12 protein-coding genes and 4 tRNA genes are annotated in these 18,572 nt (G+C 45.5%); 13 read left to right on the top strand and 3 right to left on the bottom strand.

Annotated elements, in window-relative coordinates:
• Positions 1 to 78: 78 nt before the first annotated feature.
• Entirely contained in the window at positions 79 to 2,784 is a 2,706-nt protein-coding gene (locus ACFI6J_RS02820) for a TonB-dependent receptor (RefSeq protein WP_371341966.1), read from the bottom strand.
• A 374-nt stretch (positions 2,785 to 3,158) separates the two neighbouring features.
• Here ACFI6J_RS02820 and ACFI6J_RS02815 point away from each other — a divergent pair, with 374 nt between their 5' ends.
• The 6 genes from ACFI6J_RS02815 (at position 3,159) to ACFI6J_RS02790 (ending at position 12,374) form a co-directional block, all read left to right on the top strand.
• Positions 3,159 to 4,070 carry a diguanylate cyclase domain-containing protein gene (locus ACFI6J_RS02815; RefSeq protein WP_171338155.1) on the top strand — a complete coding sequence of 304 codons (912 nt, stop codon included), beginning with the start codon at positions 3,159 to 3,161 and terminating at the stop codon, positions 4,068 to 4,070.
• Between the two features lie 88 nt (positions 4,071 to 4,158).
• Positions 4,159 to 5,430, top strand: a complete 1,272-nt coding sequence (locus ACFI6J_RS02810) for a helix-turn-helix domain-containing protein (protein ID WP_371341967.1) — start codon at positions 4,159 to 4,161, stop codon at positions 5,428 to 5,430.
• Between the two features lie 389 nt (positions 5,431 to 5,819).
• Positions 5,820 to 7,166, top strand: a complete 1,347-nt coding sequence (locus tag ACFI6J_RS02805; RefSeq protein WP_371341968.1) for a Na+/H+ antiporter NhaC family protein — start codon at positions 5,820 to 5,822, stop codon at positions 7,164 to 7,166.
• A gap of 100 nt (positions 7,167 to 7,266) precedes the next feature.
• Entirely contained in the window at positions 7,267 to 11,262 is a 3,996-nt protein-coding gene (hrpA, locus tag ACFI6J_RS02800; protein WP_462585680.1) for an ATP-dependent RNA helicase HrpA, read from the top strand.
• A gap of 267 nt (positions 11,263 to 11,529) precedes the next feature.
• Positions 11,530 to 11,832, top strand: a complete 303-nt coding sequence (locus ACFI6J_RS02795; protein WP_014949177.1) for a PilZ domain-containing protein — start codon at positions 11,530 to 11,532, stop codon at positions 11,830 to 11,832.
• A 284-nt stretch (positions 11,833 to 12,116) separates the two neighbouring features.
• Positions 12,117 to 12,374 (top strand): DUF2061 domain-containing protein, encoded by a 258-nt coding sequence (locus tag ACFI6J_RS02790; RefSeq protein ID WP_014976293.1) that lies wholly within the window; start codon positions 12,117 to 12,119, stop codon positions 12,372 to 12,374.
• A 100-nt stretch (positions 12,375 to 12,474) separates the two neighbouring features.
• Here the strand turns inward: ACFI6J_RS02790 and ACFI6J_RS02785 are convergent, their stop codons facing one another.
• A complete protein-coding gene (locus ACFI6J_RS02785) occupies positions 12,475 to 13,668 on the bottom strand; it encodes a class I SAM-dependent rRNA methyltransferase (protein WP_014949179.1) in 1,194 nt (397 codons plus the stop codon).
• Between the two features lie 256 nt (positions 13,669 to 13,924).
• Here ACFI6J_RS02785 and ACFI6J_RS02780 point away from each other — a divergent pair, with 256 nt between their 5' ends.
• Positions 13,925 to 14,902, top strand: a complete 978-nt coding sequence (locus ACFI6J_RS02780) for an NAD(P)H-quinone oxidoreductase (protein ID WP_075176404.1) — start codon at positions 13,925 to 13,927, stop codon at positions 14,900 to 14,902.
• A gap of 22 nt (positions 14,903 to 14,924) precedes the next feature.
• On the opposite strand, the gene rnhA is transcribed toward ACFI6J_RS02780, so the two are convergent.
• Positions 14,925 to 15,395: a ribonuclease HI gene (rnhA, locus tag ACFI6J_RS02775; protein WP_014979088.1), complete on the bottom strand. Its 471-nt coding sequence runs from the start codon at positions 15,393 to 15,395 to the stop codon at positions 14,925 to 14,927.
• A 111-nt stretch (positions 15,396 to 15,506) separates the two neighbouring features.
• Between rnhA and dnaQ the strand changes: the two genes are divergently transcribed.
• The 6 genes from dnaQ (at position 15,507) to ACFI6J_RS02745 (ending at position 18,385) form a co-directional block, all read left to right on the top strand.
• Positions 15,507 to 16,226 carry a DNA polymerase III subunit epsilon gene (gene dnaQ / locus ACFI6J_RS02770; RefSeq protein WP_371341970.1) on the top strand — a complete coding sequence of 240 codons (720 nt, stop codon included), beginning with the start codon at positions 15,507 to 15,509 and terminating at the stop codon, positions 16,224 to 16,226.
• A 54-nt stretch (positions 16,227 to 16,280) separates the two neighbouring features.
• The gene (locus tag ACFI6J_RS02765) at positions 16,281 to 17,771 is read left to right on the top strand and encodes a TIGR03503 family protein (RefSeq protein ID WP_371341971.1); all 1,491 of its coding nucleotides are present in this window, start codon (positions 16,281 to 16,283) and stop codon (positions 17,769 to 17,771) included.
• Positions 17,772 to 17,986: 215 nt separating this feature from the next.
• A tRNA-Asp gene (locus ACFI6J_RS02760) sits at positions 17,987 to 18,063 on the top strand.
• Positions 18,064 to 18,093: 30 nt separating this feature from the next.
• Positions 18,094 to 18,170, top strand: a tRNA-Asp gene (locus ACFI6J_RS02755).
• A 30-nt stretch (positions 18,171 to 18,200) separates the two neighbouring features.
• Positions 18,201 to 18,277 (top strand) — tRNA-Asp (locus tag ACFI6J_RS02750).
• A 31-nt stretch (positions 18,278 to 18,308) separates the two neighbouring features.
• Positions 18,309 to 18,385: transfer RNA gene (locus tag ACFI6J_RS02745), tRNA-Asp, on the top strand.
• Positions 18,386 to 18,572 lie beyond the last annotated feature (187 nt).

The raw sequence follows: 18,572 nt of genomic DNA, 5'->3' as shown, positions 1-18,572 counted from the left end.
ACAGATTATTAAGAGCAAGTTCGAAGGCCAAATTACCTACGGCCTTCAAACCCGATAATTAACTTTCGATATACCTGCCTAGTTAAGCTGCCAAGTAAAGCCAAGTTCGAACGTGCGGCCGTATTCTTCATACTGCGCGTTTTGGTTGCGCGTATCGAAATAGTTGTAGAAAGGTTCGTCACCTAAGTTGATGCCGTTGAAATACACCTGCATGCTGTCGTTGATGTAGTAGCGCGCCATGAAATCAACCTGTACGTGGTCGTCTTCAAATCTGAGCATGTCACCATCAATCTCTTCGAAATTGTCGCTTTTGTAGGTGGTGGCTAGACGTACACTGAAGTCATTCGCTTCGTACCCAATGGTGATGTTGCCAATACGGTCTGATTGATTTGGTAACTGGGTTTCAAATTTTTCGCCATCTAAGAAGGTAGTCGCTTCAGAATCAGTAAAAGTAGCATTGGCGGAAACAATAAAACCGTTATTGAAAGCTTTCACCCAAGAAAGTTCTAAGCCGGTTAAATCGGCAGAGTCGCCGTTAATTGGCTGTATGACCTCTTCAAAACCTTCCCAACCGGTTGTACCTGCAACATCAGCGTACACAACGAAGTTATCGATATTCTTGTAGAACAGCCCTGCTGAAACTACACCAATGTCACCTGGATAGTATTCAATCGACAAATCAACGTTTTGTGCTTCGTAAGGCTGAAGGTCAGGGTTGCCAACTTCCGCCTCTCGTTCGGTCACAAATACGCCATCATTTTCTTCCGTTTTACTCTCGATGATTTGAAATGCCGCTACATCTTCAAATTTTGGTCTTGAAATAGTCTGGGTGTAGGCAGCGCGAAGCTGAAGTTTATCTGAAACAGTGTATCTGGCATTTACACTGGGTAACCAATGATCGTAGTCGCGCTCCGCTTCCCATGGCGTATTTACCACTTCTTCCACGTCGGTTTCTTCGTTTTCTACAAGCTCTACTCGCATACCCGATGTAGAAAAGTCAGTACGTTCATAGCGTACACCTGCTACCAAATGAAGTTTATTTATATCTATGCTGCCCATGATATAAGCGGCAAAAATATCCTCTTCATTCACATAGGTCGCGCCACGAGACTCTACTTCAGAATTTAGGCTGTCTAATTCCAAGCTCTCGCGGTTTTCGTTAAAGTAGCTACGCATTTCACTTCGATTAAGCCCAGGCCCAAAGTCATCAAGAGAGTAGTCTGGACTGGCAGCTCCGAATTGCGAAGCGTCTAGGTCGTCGAATTCTCCATCAAAAATAGCGATGCTGCTGTCGCGGTCTTTTTCTCGGCTTCGGTATTTCGAGCCAATTTTTAACTCACCGATATAGCCACCAAGGTTGATGGGGCGGGCGGCGTCGAATTTAATACTGGTTTCGGTATCTTTCGTGTAGTTATCTTCAAAGCTGATCTCATCGACTTCATAGGTTGATAAGTTCATGGCATCAGCGTTTTGTGACACGGTTGGACGCATAGTATTTAAGTCTGCGTCGATACTGTCATTTTCGGTTTTGAATACGTAATACAGTGCATCTGGCTCGTCTTCATCAGACTTTGCATAACCGAGCTGCCAGTTTGCTTTCCAGGTATCTAATTGGTGTTCACCACCTAACGCCACAGTAAAAATACTCTGACTTTCAAAGCGGTCTTTACTTTCTCTTTCTATTTCTGAGTCTTCGCCATCGAACGTGAATATATTTCCTTGACGGTATTCGTCGTCAGAAAACTCACTGTAAAGTGTGCGAAGAAAGTATTGGTTGTTGAAGTCAGGACGAAAATCGATATTTAACGCACTACCCAAACGTTCGCGAGTGATCGTGTAGTGACGTTGCTCAAGCTCATCGTCACCGTTACTTTCAACATTGTCTGAACCAAAATCTCGGTCAAAGTAGGAAATAGCGCCAGCCACCCCCCATTCAGGGGAAAGCTTCTTGGTAAACGTACCAGAAAGCTTTGGACTGGTTTGATCGCGTAAATCATTTTGACTGGCTTGCACGGTAACGCTCGCGGTATCTCGAGCCTTATCAAACGCACTCACACTTTTCACCGCGACTGAACCACCAATGGCGTCTCCGTCCATATCGGGCGTTACCGATTTAGACACCTCTAACGTTTGGATGAGTTCTGAGGGAATAACGTCAAGGGCTACTGAACGTACGCCTGATTCAGGCGAGGGAATATTCAAGCCGTTAATAGTTACGTTATTCAAGTTGGGGTCGATACCGCGTATGCCGACGAAACGACCTTCACCCTGATCTCGCTCAATCGACAAGCCAGGTAAACGCTGTAACGACTCAGCAGCATTTTGGTCTGGAAATTGTCCAATGGCATCTGCGGATACAATAGACGAAATACGATCTGACGTTCGCTGCTGGTTTATGGCACCTGCCTGACCGCTTCGTTGACCACGTACCAAGATCTCATCGATGGTATCGCCGCTGCCAAACTCCACGGCTGCGCGCGCAATGCCGTTGTCTGTCACTTTTATCGCTTGCGTAACCGTTTCCTCACCAAGATAAGAAATTTCTAGCGTGTAAGTACCCTCTGGAATAGAGGGAAACCGAAATTTACCGTCTGTGCCTGCTTCAGTAACTAGTCCTAATTCTTTAAGCTTAATTTGAGCACCGGTATAGCTGCGCGTCTGTGCGGCGTCTTTTACTGAACCGATAATTACGCCATCAGCAGCTGAAGCAGGTATAGCGACGCTAAGGCCCATTGCCGCTATGCAGGCAAGTGTTAGAGAAGAGTACGCGGTTTTAATTTTCATTTATTTTCCAATTAATTAAGCAGTAAAAAGGCGTTTTGAATAAGTGCTAAGTAAGTGAATGAGTACCCTAAGAATCCTGCATGACAGTTATATGACGATTTGATGGAACAAGCGGTACACAATCGGTAATTGTCGCCTATTTGCAATTGGCTGAGCTAAATTGACCCTTGCTTAAATTACTGATTTTGTTTGGTTTGTGTGTCTTTTTTTATGCTCCTAAAGTTCGCTGCCATCAAGATGTCACATTGCTGAGCCAAACTGACCCTCGACAGTTTCATCAGATTTGGGCAAGACTCTCGTTTTGTTATAAACGCTGGCGGTGGCCGGACTAACGCGTGATGTATCCAATTCAAGAGATTTCCAAAGAGAGCACTATGTTTACCTTTACAAATTCAACACAATTTAGGCATCACAAGCTTTGGCTAGCATTTACATTTTGCGTAGTGGCGTTAGCGGTTTGTTTAGCTTTTATTTTTGGCAATGCAAAAGAAAGCACCGTGATATCAGGCCTCGATATTGTGGGGGAGGGAAGCATTGCTTTTTTAACTTTGGCGTGGATGCTAGCTGCGCTTGCCAGCCGTCCTCCAGGTAAAGTAACGAGCCTTCTCACGGTAGGACTCGGCTTCTTTCTATTTTCAGTCAGTTTAGATTTCTTGGATGAGTTTTTTCATTATCCCGAAGAGGCTTATTGGCTAAGCATGATTGAGTCTTATCCTGCGGCTGTGGGTATGGTAGTAATGACCGCGGCACTGTATCAGTGGCACCTAGAGCAGCGCGCGTTAAACTTGCAATTACGACGCAGAGAATGGGACTTTCGCGATCACGATGCTATCGATCCCATCACTCAGCTTTACCGCGCAGAATATTGGAAAACACAAATTAATAAATTACAGCAGTCTGGCAAGTCAGCTGTCATCGCCATTATCGATATCAATAACTTCTCTTTGTTCAACCAAAAACATGGGTATACGGAAGGCGATAGGTATCTGCACGATATTGCGCAATTGGTGATCATGAATTTGCGTCAGCAAGATTTAGCGTGCCGCTATGCCGGTGATAGGTTTGCTATTTTGATACCTGACGTCTCGCCCATGCAGGCCGACGTTATCCTCAACGATATCAAAGTGAGCATTCAGCACCTTGCGTTTAGACACAGCCAAAATGCAAACGCTATTTACACTACCGCTCGCAGTACTCAAGTGACTTTGTTACCTAACCAACGCCTTGCGACAGTGCTTAACACCATGCTCTTAGAACTTGAGCGTGCCCATGGTAGCGCAGCGTAATTAGGCCGGTTTGGTCAGTGTATTTGGCGATAGTAATTGGTAGGGGTAACCGGTGAAGATGAATGAAGATGCCTGCAGCGAGTAACTTATGGATTTAATGTTACCAAGACTAAACGCACTACGAGACTCTGAGGACGAAGCTGCAATTGCAGGTGCTGAGTACCGTCATTCAACTCGTCTTTCTGGGGTGGGTGTCTCTCTAAAAGATGATGCTAAAGCGCTTGGCATGGGTGTCTCTGTAAAAGATGACGCTAATGAGCTAGACATGGGTGTCATCGATAGTGCTGGTAGTGCTGATGTAGTGATGTCTAGCCAAGATAAAGTAATAGTTGGGTATTGGTTAGTGAGGGCAGCACTTAATGTGGCGCTCTCTCGTGGCGCGAATAAAAATAAGCTCTTGCGCGGTACAGGAATTTTTGAAGACGCGTTGCAACACTATTCACTACTAAGCACAAAGCAATACTCATCGCTGTTAGTGAACGTTCAAAGTCAAGCGAGAGGCGGCGACGTCAGTTTTTTGCTGGGAGGCGCTTTCGCCTCGCAGTGGCTATCTAGTCCACTTAGTGTGCTTAAATCATGTGAAAATGTAGAGCAGCTACTTTTACAGCTGACTCAACGCCAAACATACCGGTGGTGTAGCCTACCGCTCTGTCAGTTTCAGCGTTTTGAAAACGCAGACCAAATAATGTTAGTGCCTCAGTTTACAGGGGTAAGCAGCAAACAGCTTCAGTTCTCCATTGAAGTGGCATTCGCAAGCGTTGTTGCACTTATGAAAAGTATAGCGAATAAGAGAATTCGTTTATCTTTCTCTTTTACCGATAGTCAACCAAGAAATATTGCTGATTACGAAACCCACCTTGGGCTTAAGTTGTCGTTTAATCGTGCTTTTAACAGTATTTGCATTGAGAAAGACGTATTACGCCAACCTTTGGAGCTAACAGCTCAGTCGGATTGTTCTGCTGAATCACATGTTTCTCTGGAAGGTGTCGTTAGTAATAGCGCAACGCAAACAAAAGAAGGGGCTTCTATTGAATTGCAAAACCGCTTGTCATTGCCTGATTTTGTGAGGCGTTATATTTATGCATCCTCCAACACACAGGCAGCAAATATCGGATTTCCTGAATTAGCGGAAACCTTAAACGTCAGTGTGGCTACGCTAAAGCGGAAACTAAAAGAATACGGCACTAGCTATCGCGCGCTCTGCGAGGAAGTACAGCGCAATCATGCACTTTTACTTCTTTCGGTGCACAAAGTGAGTAACGAGACGGCGGCCAATGCAATGGGCATTAACGATTTACCTAACTTTCGACGAACGGTAAAACGGCTTACAGGTAAAACCCCTAGCGAGCTTAGAATTTAACGTGAATGACTGATAGCGCCTGTCCATATTTCTACGTAACAGAGCTATGCCACACACTTATGCAACACAGCTATGTAAAATAGCTATGAAAACTAGCTAGGCGGCAGTCGCGTTCTACGGCTAAATGGTTGTAGCTTCACTCCTTTAATAACTCGAAATCTAATCGTAGCGTCTGGCACAGTGCAGATGAGTTAAATATTGGAAAGTAAATTTCTTTTCAATGCTTTAAAAACCTTTTATCCTTTGTTGCTTTAGCTTTTCACCGTCAAAAACCGTCACGTTATGGTTTCGTTGAAGCTTTTTTTACGCACTCGCAACCGGCAGGTGGCTTTTCCGCGTAGCCTTTAAACTTTTGCTGTCACGCAATAAAACCCAAAAGAGAGTTTTCTGTGCACGAAAATAATGACATTGCACCAAATTCTATCGCACCCAACCCGTTAGGTTTAACGCCCATTTTGCTTTTTGTAATTCTTGTTGTAGTGACAGGAATTACCACAAACGATATTACTGCGATGCCTATTTTGGTGGCGTTTTTTATCAGCGCTGGCTATGGGCTATGTTTAAATCCGAAAGGGAAAAAGGTCAGCTTCTCTGAAAAAGTACAAACGTTTTGTAAAGGCGGCGGTGATAAAAATATTATTCTTCTAGTGCTTATATTCTTGTTAGCTGGTGCATTTTATGCGGTGACTATTGATATTGGCGCTCGGGATGCCACGGTCAATATGGCACTACAATTTGTGCCTTCCGCACTTATATTGCCAGGCCTCTTTTTGATTTGCTGTTTCATATCATTTTCAATGGGCACGTCCATGGGCACCATTACCGCTCTCTCGCCAATAGGTGCGGGGCTTGCCACAAGTTTGGGGCTACCGGTAGAAATGGCGCTAGGTATTGTGGTGGGGGGCGCAATGTTTGGTGATAACCTCTCGTTTGTTTCAGATACCACCATTGCGGCAACCCGTACGCAAGGCGTACAGCTTAAAGATAAATTTAGGGCGAATTTAATGGTTGCTGTGCCGGCGTGCATTGTCACCATGGCGTTACTGCTTATGGTGGATGTCGATACTTCTGGAATAGTTGAAGGCGGCAGCTACGATTTTTGGCGCATAGTGCCTTACTTGTGCATTATCGCTTTTGCGCTAACAGGGTTTAACGTCATTAGCGTGCTTGCAGTGGGTATTGCCAGTGCCTGCGTAGTGGGATTGCTTCAAGGCAGCTTCACGCCACTTTCTATGATGCAAAGCATTCAAAAAGGGATGGGCTGGATGCAAGACTTGGCTATGATCGCCATAACCATAGGCGGTATTGTTGCGCTTATGCACGCTAACGGCGGTATAACATGGTTAATAGAGCGCTTAACCCGAAAGGTCACGTCAAAGAAAGGCGCTGAGTTCAGTATTGCTGGCTTGGTTAGCTTTTTGGACATTACAACGGCGAACAACACTATTGCGATTGTTACCGCAGGTCCAATTGCTAAAGACCTGAATGAAAAATACGGCGTCGACCCTCGTCGTACGGCATCACTTTTGGATATCTTTTCGTGCAGTTTCCAAGGTTTAGTCCCTTACGGGGCGCAGCTTTTAAGTGCCGCGGCCGTAGTGGGTATTTCACCATTAGCTATTACACCGTACTGCTGGTATCCCATGCTGATTTTTGTGTTTGGTGTGGCGGCCATTTGGTTCGGTTTTCCCCGTTTTAAAGTGCCCCAGGACGATGAATTAACCCAAAGCGCTTAAATTCTCGTAACGCTTAACACACTGGCTTTTTAGGGCGGTATCTTCTAGGATCACCGCCCGAATTTTATTGATGATTAGAAACACGCTTTAGGATGTCACTTTGTCTTCACCACTTGCAATAAAACCTCTTTACAACAAACTAGATGATTGTTTGAGCGCAGATAAATTTCGTTTAAAGCGACGCATTACGCAGCTTGCACAAAAAGTGAATGATAAATCTGGTGTTGAAGGAAAAGGCGCGGAGAAAAAAGCTGCTAATCCCAAAGCTTCAAAACGTGACAGCGCGGTTAGCGAAGAAAGCTTAAAAGCGCAGTTTGAAAAGCTCGAAAGCGACATCAATGCATCAATAGAAAAACGCAAATGGCGTAAAGACAACCTTCCTAAAGTTGAATACCCACCGCTGCCGGTTAGCGATAAAAAAGAAGATATCAAAGAGGCGATTGCGAATAACCAAGTCGTGATTGTTGCGGGTGAGACCGGGTCGGGTAAAACTACGCAGCTACCTAAGATATGCTTAGAGTTAGGTCGCGGTGTAAATGGCATGATAGCCCACACCCAGCCAAGACGATTAGCGGCGCGAAGTGTAGCTACCCGTATAGCCGAAGAGCTAAACACGCCGCTTGGCGAAAAGGTGGGTTTTAAAATTCGCTTTAGCGATCAGGTAAGCGAGCGAAGCTACGTTAAGCTTATGACCGACGGCATGCTGCTGGCTGAAATGCAGCAAGACCGCTTTTTAAATCAATACGATACTATCATCATCGATGAAGCTCACGAACGCAGCCTTAATATCGACTTTTTGCTAGGCTATCTGCGTCAGCTGTTAGACAAGCGCCCTGATTTAAAACTCATCATCACCTCTGCCACCATTGACCCAGAGCGTTTCTCTCAGCATTTTAATAATGCGCCTATTATCGAAGTGAGCGGACGTACCTATCCGGTAGAAATTCGTTACCACGCGCCGGAAGATAATAATGACGATATTGATCAGAGCGACGCCATCGTAAACGCAGTCGACGAGCTGATGCGTGAAGCACCGGGAGACATCTTAGTGTTCTTAAGCGGGGAGCGCGAGATACGCGACACCCAAGATGCCTTGAGCAAACAGCATTATCGCAACACTGAAATTGTTCCGCTGTATGCGAGGTTGTCGGCGGCAGAGCAAAACCGCATATTTCAGTCGCACAGCGGCAGACGCATTGTACTTGCCACCAACGTGGCAGAGACCTCGCTTACGGTGCCTGGCATTAAATACGTAATTGACCCAGGTTTTGCCCGTATTTCACGTTACAGTGCCAGAAGTAAAGTTCAGCGTTTACCTATCGAGCCAATATCTCAGGCGTCAGCGAATCAGCGGGCAGGGCGATGCGGCCGTGTGTCTGATGGTATTTGTATTCGTCTTTACAGTGAAGAAGACTATTTAGGCCGCCCAGAATTTACGGACCCTGAGATCCTGCGAACCAACTTAGCGTCGGTTATTTTGCAAATGCTTGCTTTAGGGTTAGGCGATATCGCTGCTTTTCCATTTGTTCAGCCGCCTGATAACCGCAATATCAACGACGGTTTCCGCTTACTTGAAGAAATTCAAGCTATCGCGAAAGGCAAAGATAACCGAAAAACCAAGCAAAGCGGCAAAATGCAGCTTACTCCGCTAGGTCGTCAAGTAGCACGTTTACCTATCGACCCTCGCTATGCTCGTATGGTGATTGAAGCCGAGCGTACTAATGCGCTCAGCGAAGTAATGGTGATTGCAGCGGGACTTTCAATTCAGGATCCGCGAGAGCGCCCACAGGAAAAACGCCAGCAAGCAGACGAGAAGCACAGCGAATACCACGATAAAGATTCTGACTTTATCAGTCTTTACAACTTGTGGTTGGCGTTTAGAGAGCAGCAAAACGCACTCAGTCAAAACCAATTGCGCAAATGGTGTAAGCAAAATTTCATCAACTATTTACGTATGCGTGAGTGGCAGGACATTGTTAGCCAACTTAAAAAGTCTATCGCTGAGCTGGGCTTTGGCATTTCAAAGCAAGAAGCCGACTATCAGGCTATTCACCAAGCTATTGCCAGCGGCTTGCTGTCGCACATGGGCTTTAAAGATAAAGAACGGGAGTATATGGGCTCGCGTAACTCGCGCTTTCTTATTTTCCCTGGTTCAGGGCTATCAAAGTCTCAGCCCAAATGGGTAATGGCAGCTGAGCTTGTAGAAACCTCTAAGCTATTTGCTCGTATGGTGGCAAAAATTGACCCAGCATGGGTAGAGCCTTTGGCCGAGCATGTTGTGCAAAGAAGCTATTCAGAGCCACACTGGTCTAAAAAGCGCGGTGCGGTGATTGCCTTTGAAAAAGTATCCTTGTTCGGGCTACCCATAGTAATGAAGCGTGCGAAGGTTTATAGCCTCATCGACCCGCCAATTTGCCACGAGCTATTTATCCGCGAAGCGTTAGTCGAGGGCAATACTAAACTCAATTACAGTTTCTTACAGGAAAATCAGGCACTGCTTGAGCAGGCAGACGAATTTGAACAAAAGACCCGTCGTCGCGATTTGATAGTCGATGATGAAGAGCTTGTAAGCTTTTACGCGAAGCGTATTCCGGTTGAGGCCAATAATGATGCGGCGTTTAAGAAGTGGTTTAAGCAACACGGAAGCAACGACAGTTTAACGTTTAAAGAAGAAGACGTGTATCGTCAGCAGCCTGGGCAGTCGGTAGCAAACGCGTTTCCCGATGTATGGCGCCAAGGCAATATTACGCTGCCGCTTCGCTATAACTTCGAACCTAACGCTGAAGATGATGGCGTAACTGTGGTGATTCCGCTGCCTGTGCTTAACCAAGTCGACAATATAGGTTTTGATTGGCTGGTGCCGGGGCTAAGGCACGACCTCATTGTGGGTTTAATTAAAACCTTGCCTAAGCGCTTGCGTCGTAACTTTGTGCCTGCGCCAAACTTTGCTGAAGCATGCCTTGCTGATATCAGTGAAACGGATAAAAACAACCGTCCAGTGCCTTTGCTTGAAGCTGTAACCGATAAGCTACGCAAAATGACGGGCGTTATTATTGAAAGCGAAGAGTGGAATTTAGATCAGCTTGATAAGCATTTGAAAATGCACTTTGCGGTAGTTAACGACAACGGTGACGATATTGCTAAAGGTGACGACCTTCACGCGCTTAAACAGCAGTGTGCAGGGCAGGTGAAACAAACCTTTGAGAAAGCCGCAACACCGGAGTTAGAGCGAAATAACATCGAACAATGGGATTTCGAAAGTTTGCCGGAAACCTTCGTGCAGAAGGTTGGCGGGTTTGAAGTTCAGGCGTTCCCGGCTCTGGTGCAAAAGGGTGATAAGGTAGATATTGCGTTAATTGAAGAAGCGGATAAGGCCCAAGTGCTGCACAAGCAAGGCGTGAATGTCTTGATTAAAAACGCGATGCCGTCGCCGCTTAATTATTTGCAAAGCAAATTACCTAACAAAGCCAAACTGGGTTTGTATTTCAATCCATTTGGCCAAGTGAAAGCGCTAATTGATGATTGTATTTTTGCGGGTATCGATGCCATTGTCAGTGATTACTGCAAAACCAATAACACCGACATTCGCAGCAAGGCCGATTTTGAAGCCTGTTTAGAGATTGCTCGTGCAAACATTAATGACAGGGTGTTAGAAATTGCCAAACAAGTGGAGCAGGGGCTTACCCTTGCGCATCAATGTCAGAAGCAAATGAAAGGGAATGTGCCGCTGACCATGATAAACGCCTTAGGCGACTGCAAAGCACACTTGGCATCGTTAGTTTTCCCTGGTTTTGTTTCTGAAATTGGCGAGAGTAGGTTAGATGATTGGAATCGCTATATTAAGGGCCTAGCCCGCCGTTTGGAAAAGCTTCCCATCGATCCTAACAAAGACAGAATGCATCAGGTAACGGTAGAAAAGTCGATTAAGGAATGGGAGAAAGCGTGCAGCAAGTACCCCAAAGGTAAAGTGCCGCCAGCTCTTAAAGACGTGCGCTGGATGATAGAAGAATTGCGGGTTTCCTTGTTTGCCCAGCAACTTGGTACCGCATATCCCATTTCGGCTAAGCGTATTACTTTGCACCTCGCTGATTTTTAGCACAATACGTTGAGTAACAGTTAAATCGCCGCAAGCAATTGGTTCGCAAAACGTCGAAAAGGAAGATTTTCCATCAAATTCAAAGGCAATTGAAGGGGCTGAATTAGTCATATTTTTTACAATGTGAAAATAGCTGAGATTAGACCAAAGTACACTTTTAAGATTTGTTGAATAAATATTGTACAGTTCGATTGACAAGTTATCAGCATCGCCCTATAACATCAGATGTAGTTGTCAGCGTAATGCTAAAAATCAGGAGAAGTAGACATGTTGGGATACGACGATAAGCGAAATTTTTTCAGGATGATGGTAAATTCGCCTTGTCAGTTACAGATAACTGATGATGAGTCGAGCCGCACCATGCAGGCAATGTGTAGAGATATCAGTGCAACGGGGATGTCGTTGGAAGTTGATGAGCCGTCAATTGAAGTAGGTACACAAGTGAGTGTTGCAATAGAGTCATCTAGTTCGCAAATCCCATCTTTGGCAGCATTAGCGACTGTTGTGCGCTGTGAACCTGAATCCGAGTCAAGCTGCATTATAGGCGTCGAAATTTCTCAGATGAAATAGTCTAATCTAACGTTTTAGGGCGGGGTAAAAGCTTCGCCTTTTCGTGTCTAACTAAAAAACACAAGGCGTCAGGGTCTACAGCAATGACGTACCCGCGGTGTTGCTTCTTTCTTTACACTCCAATGTTGACCAGCCCGTTGTGGTTTGAAAACAGTCTTTCAGCTTTCATATACTAAACCGAATAGGCCGTTCAGTTTTTTCTATTTTAACTCTCAGTCTTAATTGCTAATAATTCTCATTAATGCGAAAGCAAACTGATTTAATACTTTGAGAGAGCGATGACTATGAAAAAGACGATGACCTTTGCAGTGATGCACTTTTCAGTGGCCTTTACGGTTGCCTACTTACTGACAGGAAGTGTGGTAGTAGGCGGTGCCGTAGCGTTGGTTGAGCCAGCCATTAATACCGTGGCGTTTTATTTTCACGAGATGGTGTGGAAGAAAGTTGAAGAAAAAGAGGGTGTTGTTAAGGAACAATCAGATGACAGTTCACAACAGTTATCAAGTCGCTTTTCTAACAATGAGATAACCTTTGCATCTTAAGGGAGTGGATTTACCTTCGTAAGCTTTTCGCACAACGTAATGTTAGCTCAATAGATTTCGTTAAGCGCCCTATACATCAACAAGGGCGCTTTTTTAATCGCTAGTCGTCGGTGACTTCACACACTAGACCTTTCAAGTAATAGCCTTCTGGATAGCTGCCAATGATAGGATGATCTGAGGCTTGATTAAGCCTTGCGATAATTTTGATAGTACGACCTGCATCAAGTGCAGCGTCTGCCACAACTTTCTGGAATAAATCTGCCGGCATAAGGCCAGAGCAGCTAAATGTAAGCAGCAGCCCACCAGATTTAACAGCATGTATGCCGTACATATTAATGTCTTTATAGCCGCGGGCAGCACGGTTTAATGTTGCCTTGCTGTCGACAAACTTTGGCGGGTCGAGTATCACCATATCAAACTGTTTGCCCTGCTCGTGATACTCCCTGAGTGCCTTAAACACGTCTTGGTTTACGTAATTGGCTTTGTTTTCGTCTAAACCATTGATGGCTACATGGTGCTTAGCCAAATCAAGAGCAGGCTGAGATACATCAACGTTAGTCACTGATTTAGCACCGCCAGCAAGTGCGTAGCAAGAAAACGTACCTGTGTAGCTAAAACAGTTGAGTACGTCGGCATCTTTCGCGTAGTGTGCAGCCGCCGCGCGACTGTCTCGCTGATCAAGGTAAAAACCGGTTTTATGGCCGTTCTCGATATCAACCACTATGTTGATGCCGTTTTCTTTTACTGTAACTTGCATAGGTGGTTCACCATGCAGTACACCAGTTACAGGCTCTAAGCCTTCTTTCTTGCGCACATCCACGTCGCTTCGCTCGTATATGTGTACATTAGGCATTAGCTTAGTAATTGCCCACACTATCTTATCTCTGTGTTTTTCGCCGCCCGCGCTCAAAAGCTGAAGTACTGCAACATTGTCGTATAGGTCTATCGTGATCCCTGGAAGGCCATCACTTTCAGACGCTATCCAGCGAAACGCGTTGGTTTTGTTTGGGTCAAACAAGCGTTTGCGAAGGGCTAGTGCAGTTTCTAAACGGCGTAGGAAAAATCCGTTATCAATGCTTTCGTCTTTTTTAAATGTCCACATACGAACGCGAATTTTTGAATTTGGAGAGTAAGCGCCTCGCCCTAACCAGTCGCCTTCAGAGTCAAATACGTCTACCGTATCGCCAACTCGCGCGCGGCCCTTTAGTTCAGCCACAGCGCTTTCGAATACCCAAGGGTGTTTGCGGCGAAGTGATTTGTCTCTGGATGGCTGTAATATGACCTGTGCTGACATGAAGGCTCTCGTACTAATTTAATAAATGTGAAACAGAGTTAAGCGATTTTACTCGCTTATGAGAATGGTCGCGATTATACGCAATTTCATAAGTTCTGTGTTAATAATACCAATCTGCATAGATAATTACCCACTCAGCGAGAGTTAAAATGCTCTATCCTGACTGGTATAAATACAAAACAAACCCAAACTGTTTGATATAAAAGTACGTAGCCAAATTACGATTAAAATTTAAGACTAGGATTGGATGTAAATTATGCGATATGTCGATTTTGAAAAAGGATGCGGCCCAAGCGAACTTGTTGTAAAGGAATGTGAAGGGCTGTCGCTAGCACCAGGGAAAGTAAAAGTTGACGTAAAAGCGTTTGGGGTGAATCGTGCGGATACCTTGCAACGCCAGGGGAATTACCCACCTCCACCAGGCGAGAGCGATATTCTTGGATTAGAGGTAGCTGGCGTGGTGTCAGAGGTTGCCAGTGACGTTACTGCATTTAAAGAAGGTGACGAAGTATTTGGTTTGGTTGCAGGTGGCGGCTATGCCACTGAAGTGATCGTTAATCCAGCCCATTTAATGCCCATTCCCAAAGGCATGCCGTTTTTTGAAGCCGCGGGTTTGGCCGAAGTGTTTCTTACGGCATTTCAGTGTTTGCGCACAATCGCGCATGTAAAGCCGGCTGAACGGGCGTTAATTCATGGCGGTGCAAGCGGTGTAGGGCTGGCTGCCACGCAACTTTGTCGATATTGGGGCGTACACAGTGCGGTAACGGCTTCAAGTCAAGATAAGCTTTCGTTGTGTGAAAGCAATGGCGCAGAGCATCTTATCAATTATAAGCAGCAACAGTTTGATGATGTGCTTAAAAAAGTCTGGCCTGAAGGGGTTGATATGGTGCTTGATATGGTAGGTGGCGACTACCTCAACCGTAACCTTAAAATACTGAAGCAAGATGGAAAAGTGGTTTACTTAGCGATGCTGGCAGGGAGATATGCTGATAACCTCGATATGGCTATGCTGTTAGGTAAAAGGGCGTCCATTATTGGCACGACACTTAGAAATCGAAGCGACGATTATAAAGCTGATCTAATTCGTGACTTTACTACCGTATGCTTGCCCGCTTTTGAGAATAAAGAGCTTAGGGTAAATATCGATACTCACTATAGCATTGAAGATATCGGCGAACCCCACGTGCGTTTGGAAAACAACGATACGCAGGGCAAGTTGGTTCTTTCTTGGTAAATGAGCTTTGCAGTAAGCTTATCTAATTGCCAACGAAGCCTTCGTCGGGTTTCGTTGGATTGGCTTCTGCCGCATTGCGGGCCAGGTCGTCACAGCGCTCATTTTCAGGGTGCCCCGAATGGCCTTTTACCCAATGCCAGTTTACCTGATGCTTTTTTACCGCTTCATCTAGTCGCTTCCACAAATCTGCGTTCTTGACGGGTTTTTTATCTGCCGTGCGCCAACCGTTCTTGCGCCAGTTATGGATCCATTGATTAATACCATTTTTTACGTACTGGCTGTCGGTAGTTAATTCAACGTTGCACGGTTCGTTTAAACTATTAAGCGCTTCGATAGGGGCTAATAGTTCCATACGGTTATTAGTTGTGTGGGCAAAGCCGTCGCTCAACTCTTTTCTATGCTGCTTGTAAATCAGTACAGCTCCGTACCCGCCCGGTCCAGGGTTGCCCAAGCACGAGCCGTCGGTGTATATATGAATGGTCTTTTGAGCCACAGCGTTTCCTTTGATTTAACTGGCTTAATTTATATTGCCTTTTCCCTTAGCGGATTGCGAAGGGGTTGATATACTATCAAAAAATGAAAGTGTAATTATAGTAGAGGTTCCATGCGCCAAATTGTTCTCGATACTGAAACCACAGGTATTGACCCCAAAGAAGGCCACCGCATTATCGAAATAGGGTGTGTTGAAGTTGTTAACCGCCGATTGACGGGGAATCACTTTCACGTTTACATCAATCCGGGCCGTCACATTGAACAAGAGGCAATTGAAGTCCACGGTATAACCAATGAATTTCTTGCCGACAAGCCTACATTTTCTCAAGTGGCTCAGGAGTTTGTGAGCTTTATCAAAGGGGCACAGTTAGTCATTCACAACGCGCCCTTCGACGTTGGGTTTATGGATCACGAGTTTGGCATGGAAGCGTCTACCAAAGGCGTTATTACTAACCAAATTTGCGATGTTCTCGATACACTTACTCTTGCTCGCCAAATGCACCCAGGCCAAAAGAACAACCTCGATGCCTTGTGTAAGCGTTATGGTATAGACAATAGTCATCGTACCCTTCACGGCGCTTTGCTGGATGCGGAAATCCTGGCAGATGTTTACCTGTTGATGACCGGTGGGCAAACTAAGCTTAAACTGGCGTCTAGCTCTGGCAGCGACGCAGACTCCACGGCAATTCGCAGGATTCAGCGAAGTGCAAATAAATTAAAGGTTATTAAAGCTACCGCCGATGAGATAACACAGCATGAGGCTCGCCTGGATATTGTTGAAAAGGCAGGAGGCAAATGCTTATGGCGCCCTCAACCTGAAGAGGTGCCTTAGCAGAACATAATCAAACAGAACTAAAATAGCCAAACAATGCAGGAGCAGCGTAGCGTGAGAGTGTGGTTTTATTGGGTAATTTTTTTATCATTGTTTATACACTTAAGCGCTAGCGCTCAGTCGCAAGAAGACGAACGCGACGCTGCAAGGCAGCTTGCTGATAGCGCTGTACAAAATGCTCAATCAAGCAACACAACAATAGATACATCTCCTCTTACAGAGCTTGGTGATGAATACACCAACTCCATTCAACTGTTACAAAACCGCTTTCGCGTTGACTATAACGTTAAAGAAATCACCATGGTTTTCTTTAGGGAGTACGGTTCTGCCCCTGTAGTGCTGGTTAGACCCGATGGTTCAAAGCTATTTCAAGGGCGCGTCGACGAAGAAAAGGTGCAGTGGTACGACGCTGATACCTTTGACATGATCACCATCAAAGATCCTGTGCCAGGACCTTGGCAAGCTGTAGGTCAAGTATTACCGCAAAGCCGTGTAATGGTTTTGTCTAATGTTGAACTTCATGCTGAGCCGTTACCGAATGTGCTGTTTGCCGGCGAAATACTTAAATCCACAGCCTATTTAACCAACAACGGCAAGCCTATAGAAAACAAACAGTTCAGAGATGTCGTCGACTTAGAGATTGAGTTTAAGAGTACCAATAACCCTAACTACGGCAACTTTGGTACAAATGACCAGCGCATAGCGACATTTAAAGACGATGGGCGAGGGATGGATGAGCGACCAGGAGATGGCGTTTTTACTGGCCAGTTCAACTTGAAAATACCGGCTGGTGAATGGAAGCCTATTTTTCGCGTAAGCACACCAATGTACACCCGCGAGCAAATAGGCGAACTTATCGTCTTACATGAAAATCCCGTGTCTATTGATGTTGAAATGGATGGAGGCGGAGAGGGATATCATAAAATTATCATTGATGTAGACCGTGAATTAGTCGACATCGAGTCACTGTTAGTCGATGGCAAAGTGAAGTTTCCTAATTCCGATATGCAGAATTTTTCGCTAACAGAAGGCGGTGTGGATCCTCGAGAGCACTTAATTGTCGCCTACGAAGAAGGAATTTTTAGGGTAAAACTCACTGCTTACGGCACGACAATGGATGGGCGCGATTTTATATTAGATGTCCCTGAATATAGTTTTGTGGCAGAGGGACCTGCCGAGCCTGAGGTTGAAGACCCTTTAATCAATGGAAAAGATCCTATCGTTGATGGCAGTGCACCCTCAATAACGCAACCTGAAGTGCCACAAGACGATATGCAGCCAAATTCGGTAGAAGATGAAATGGATGATGGGACGCTAACCCTCATTCTGGTGGCCGTAAATGGGTCTATAGTGCTCATCGGAGTAATCGCTGCTGCTGTAATTATTATTATGCGAAAAAAGGCGTCTGCGCCTAAGCAAGCAAATAGTATTGCAAAGCCATCCGGAGAAACCACCGATGCTGACCTTACTATGGAATCTGAACCTAAGGGGTTTAAAAAACTGTTAGGGCTATTCAAAAAGCGTGAAAAAGCTGAAAAGGAATAGCAGGGAGACCAGCGCTTCAGTTTAAGGCGTCGCTAATTTGTTCAGTTTGAATTTTATTTCGACATAATGCCTATTTAACAGGCAAACAAACCGCAGATGACAATTTTATTAATAAAAAGCGTTGACTCCACATAGGGGAATACGTATTATCTGCGCCGCAGTCAGGGGACAGGGCAACAACAGCCAAGTCAACTCACTGATAACATTGAAGATGTGGAGCGGTAGTTCAGTTGGTTAGAATACCGGCCTGTCACGCCGGGGGTCGCGGGTTCGAGTCCCGTCCGCTCCGCCACTCTTTCAATGGTATAACTAAAAGGTCTTCGGAGCGGTAGTTCAGTTGGTTAGAATACCGGCCTGTCACGCCGGGGGTCGCGGGTTCGAGTCCCGTCCGCTCCGCCATTTAGTTATACAGCGCAATCTCGATTATTTGGAGCGGTAGTTCAGTTGGTTAGAATACCGGCCTGTCACGCCGGGGGTCGCGGGTTCGAGTCCCGTCCGCTCCGCCATTAATCGAATAAAGCGCGCTTCCCATTATGCGGAGCGGTAGTTCAGTTGGTTAGAATACCGGCCTGTCACGCCGGGGGTCGCGGGTTCGAGTCCCGTCCGCTCCGCCATTAATGATAAGCTTTTCTTCTTAGATAATTCCCCCTTCTGGGGAAATTCAAAAAGTTCTCTTTTTACTCTGTCGTTAAAATTGCTATTCTCGCAATCGCACTTTATTTATCCTTACCCTCTTGTCAGTTAGCCATTCAAGAAATTGCTCCATTTCCCAATTGCACAATGTAACACTAGAAACATTAT

The sequence above is a fragment of the Alteromonas sp. G4i13 genome (assembly GCF_054960505.1).
This window is presented reverse-complemented; position numbering and strand designations above follow the sequence as displayed.

What these genes read in the sequence shown, in the direction of transcription:
- ACFI6J_RS02790 (WP_014976293.1), top strand. Translation starts at nt 12,117, where the DNA reads ATGAAAAAGACGATGACCTTTGCAGTGATGCACTTTTCAGTGGCCTTT.
- ACFI6J_RS02815 (WP_171338155.1), top strand. Translation starts at nt 3,159, where the DNA reads ATGTTTACCTTTACAAATTCAACACAATTTAGGCATCACAAGCTTTGG.
- ACFI6J_RS02780 (WP_075176404.1), top strand. Translation starts at nt 13,925, where the DNA reads ATGCGATATGTCGATTTTGAAAAAGGATGCGGCCCAAGCGAACTTGTT.
- ACFI6J_RS02810 (WP_371341967.1), top strand. Translation starts at nt 4,159, where the DNA reads ATGGATTTAATGTTACCAAGACTAAACGCACTACGAGACTCTGAGGAC.
- ACFI6J_RS02785 (WP_014949179.1), bottom strand. Translation starts at nt 13,668, where the DNA reads ATGTCAGCACAGGTCATATTACAGCCATCCAGAGACAAATCACTTCGC.
- dnaQ (WP_371341970.1), top strand. Translation starts at nt 15,507, where the DNA reads ATGCGCCAAATTGTTCTCGATACTGAAACCACAGGTATTGACCCCAAA.
- ACFI6J_RS02820 (WP_371341966.1), bottom strand. Translation starts at nt 2,784, where the DNA reads ATGAAAATTAAAACCGCGTACTCTTCTCTAACACTTGCCTGCATAGCG.
- ACFI6J_RS02795 (WP_014949177.1), top strand. Translation starts at nt 11,530, where the DNA reads ATGTTGGGATACGACGATAAGCGAAATTTTTTCAGGATGATGGTAAAT.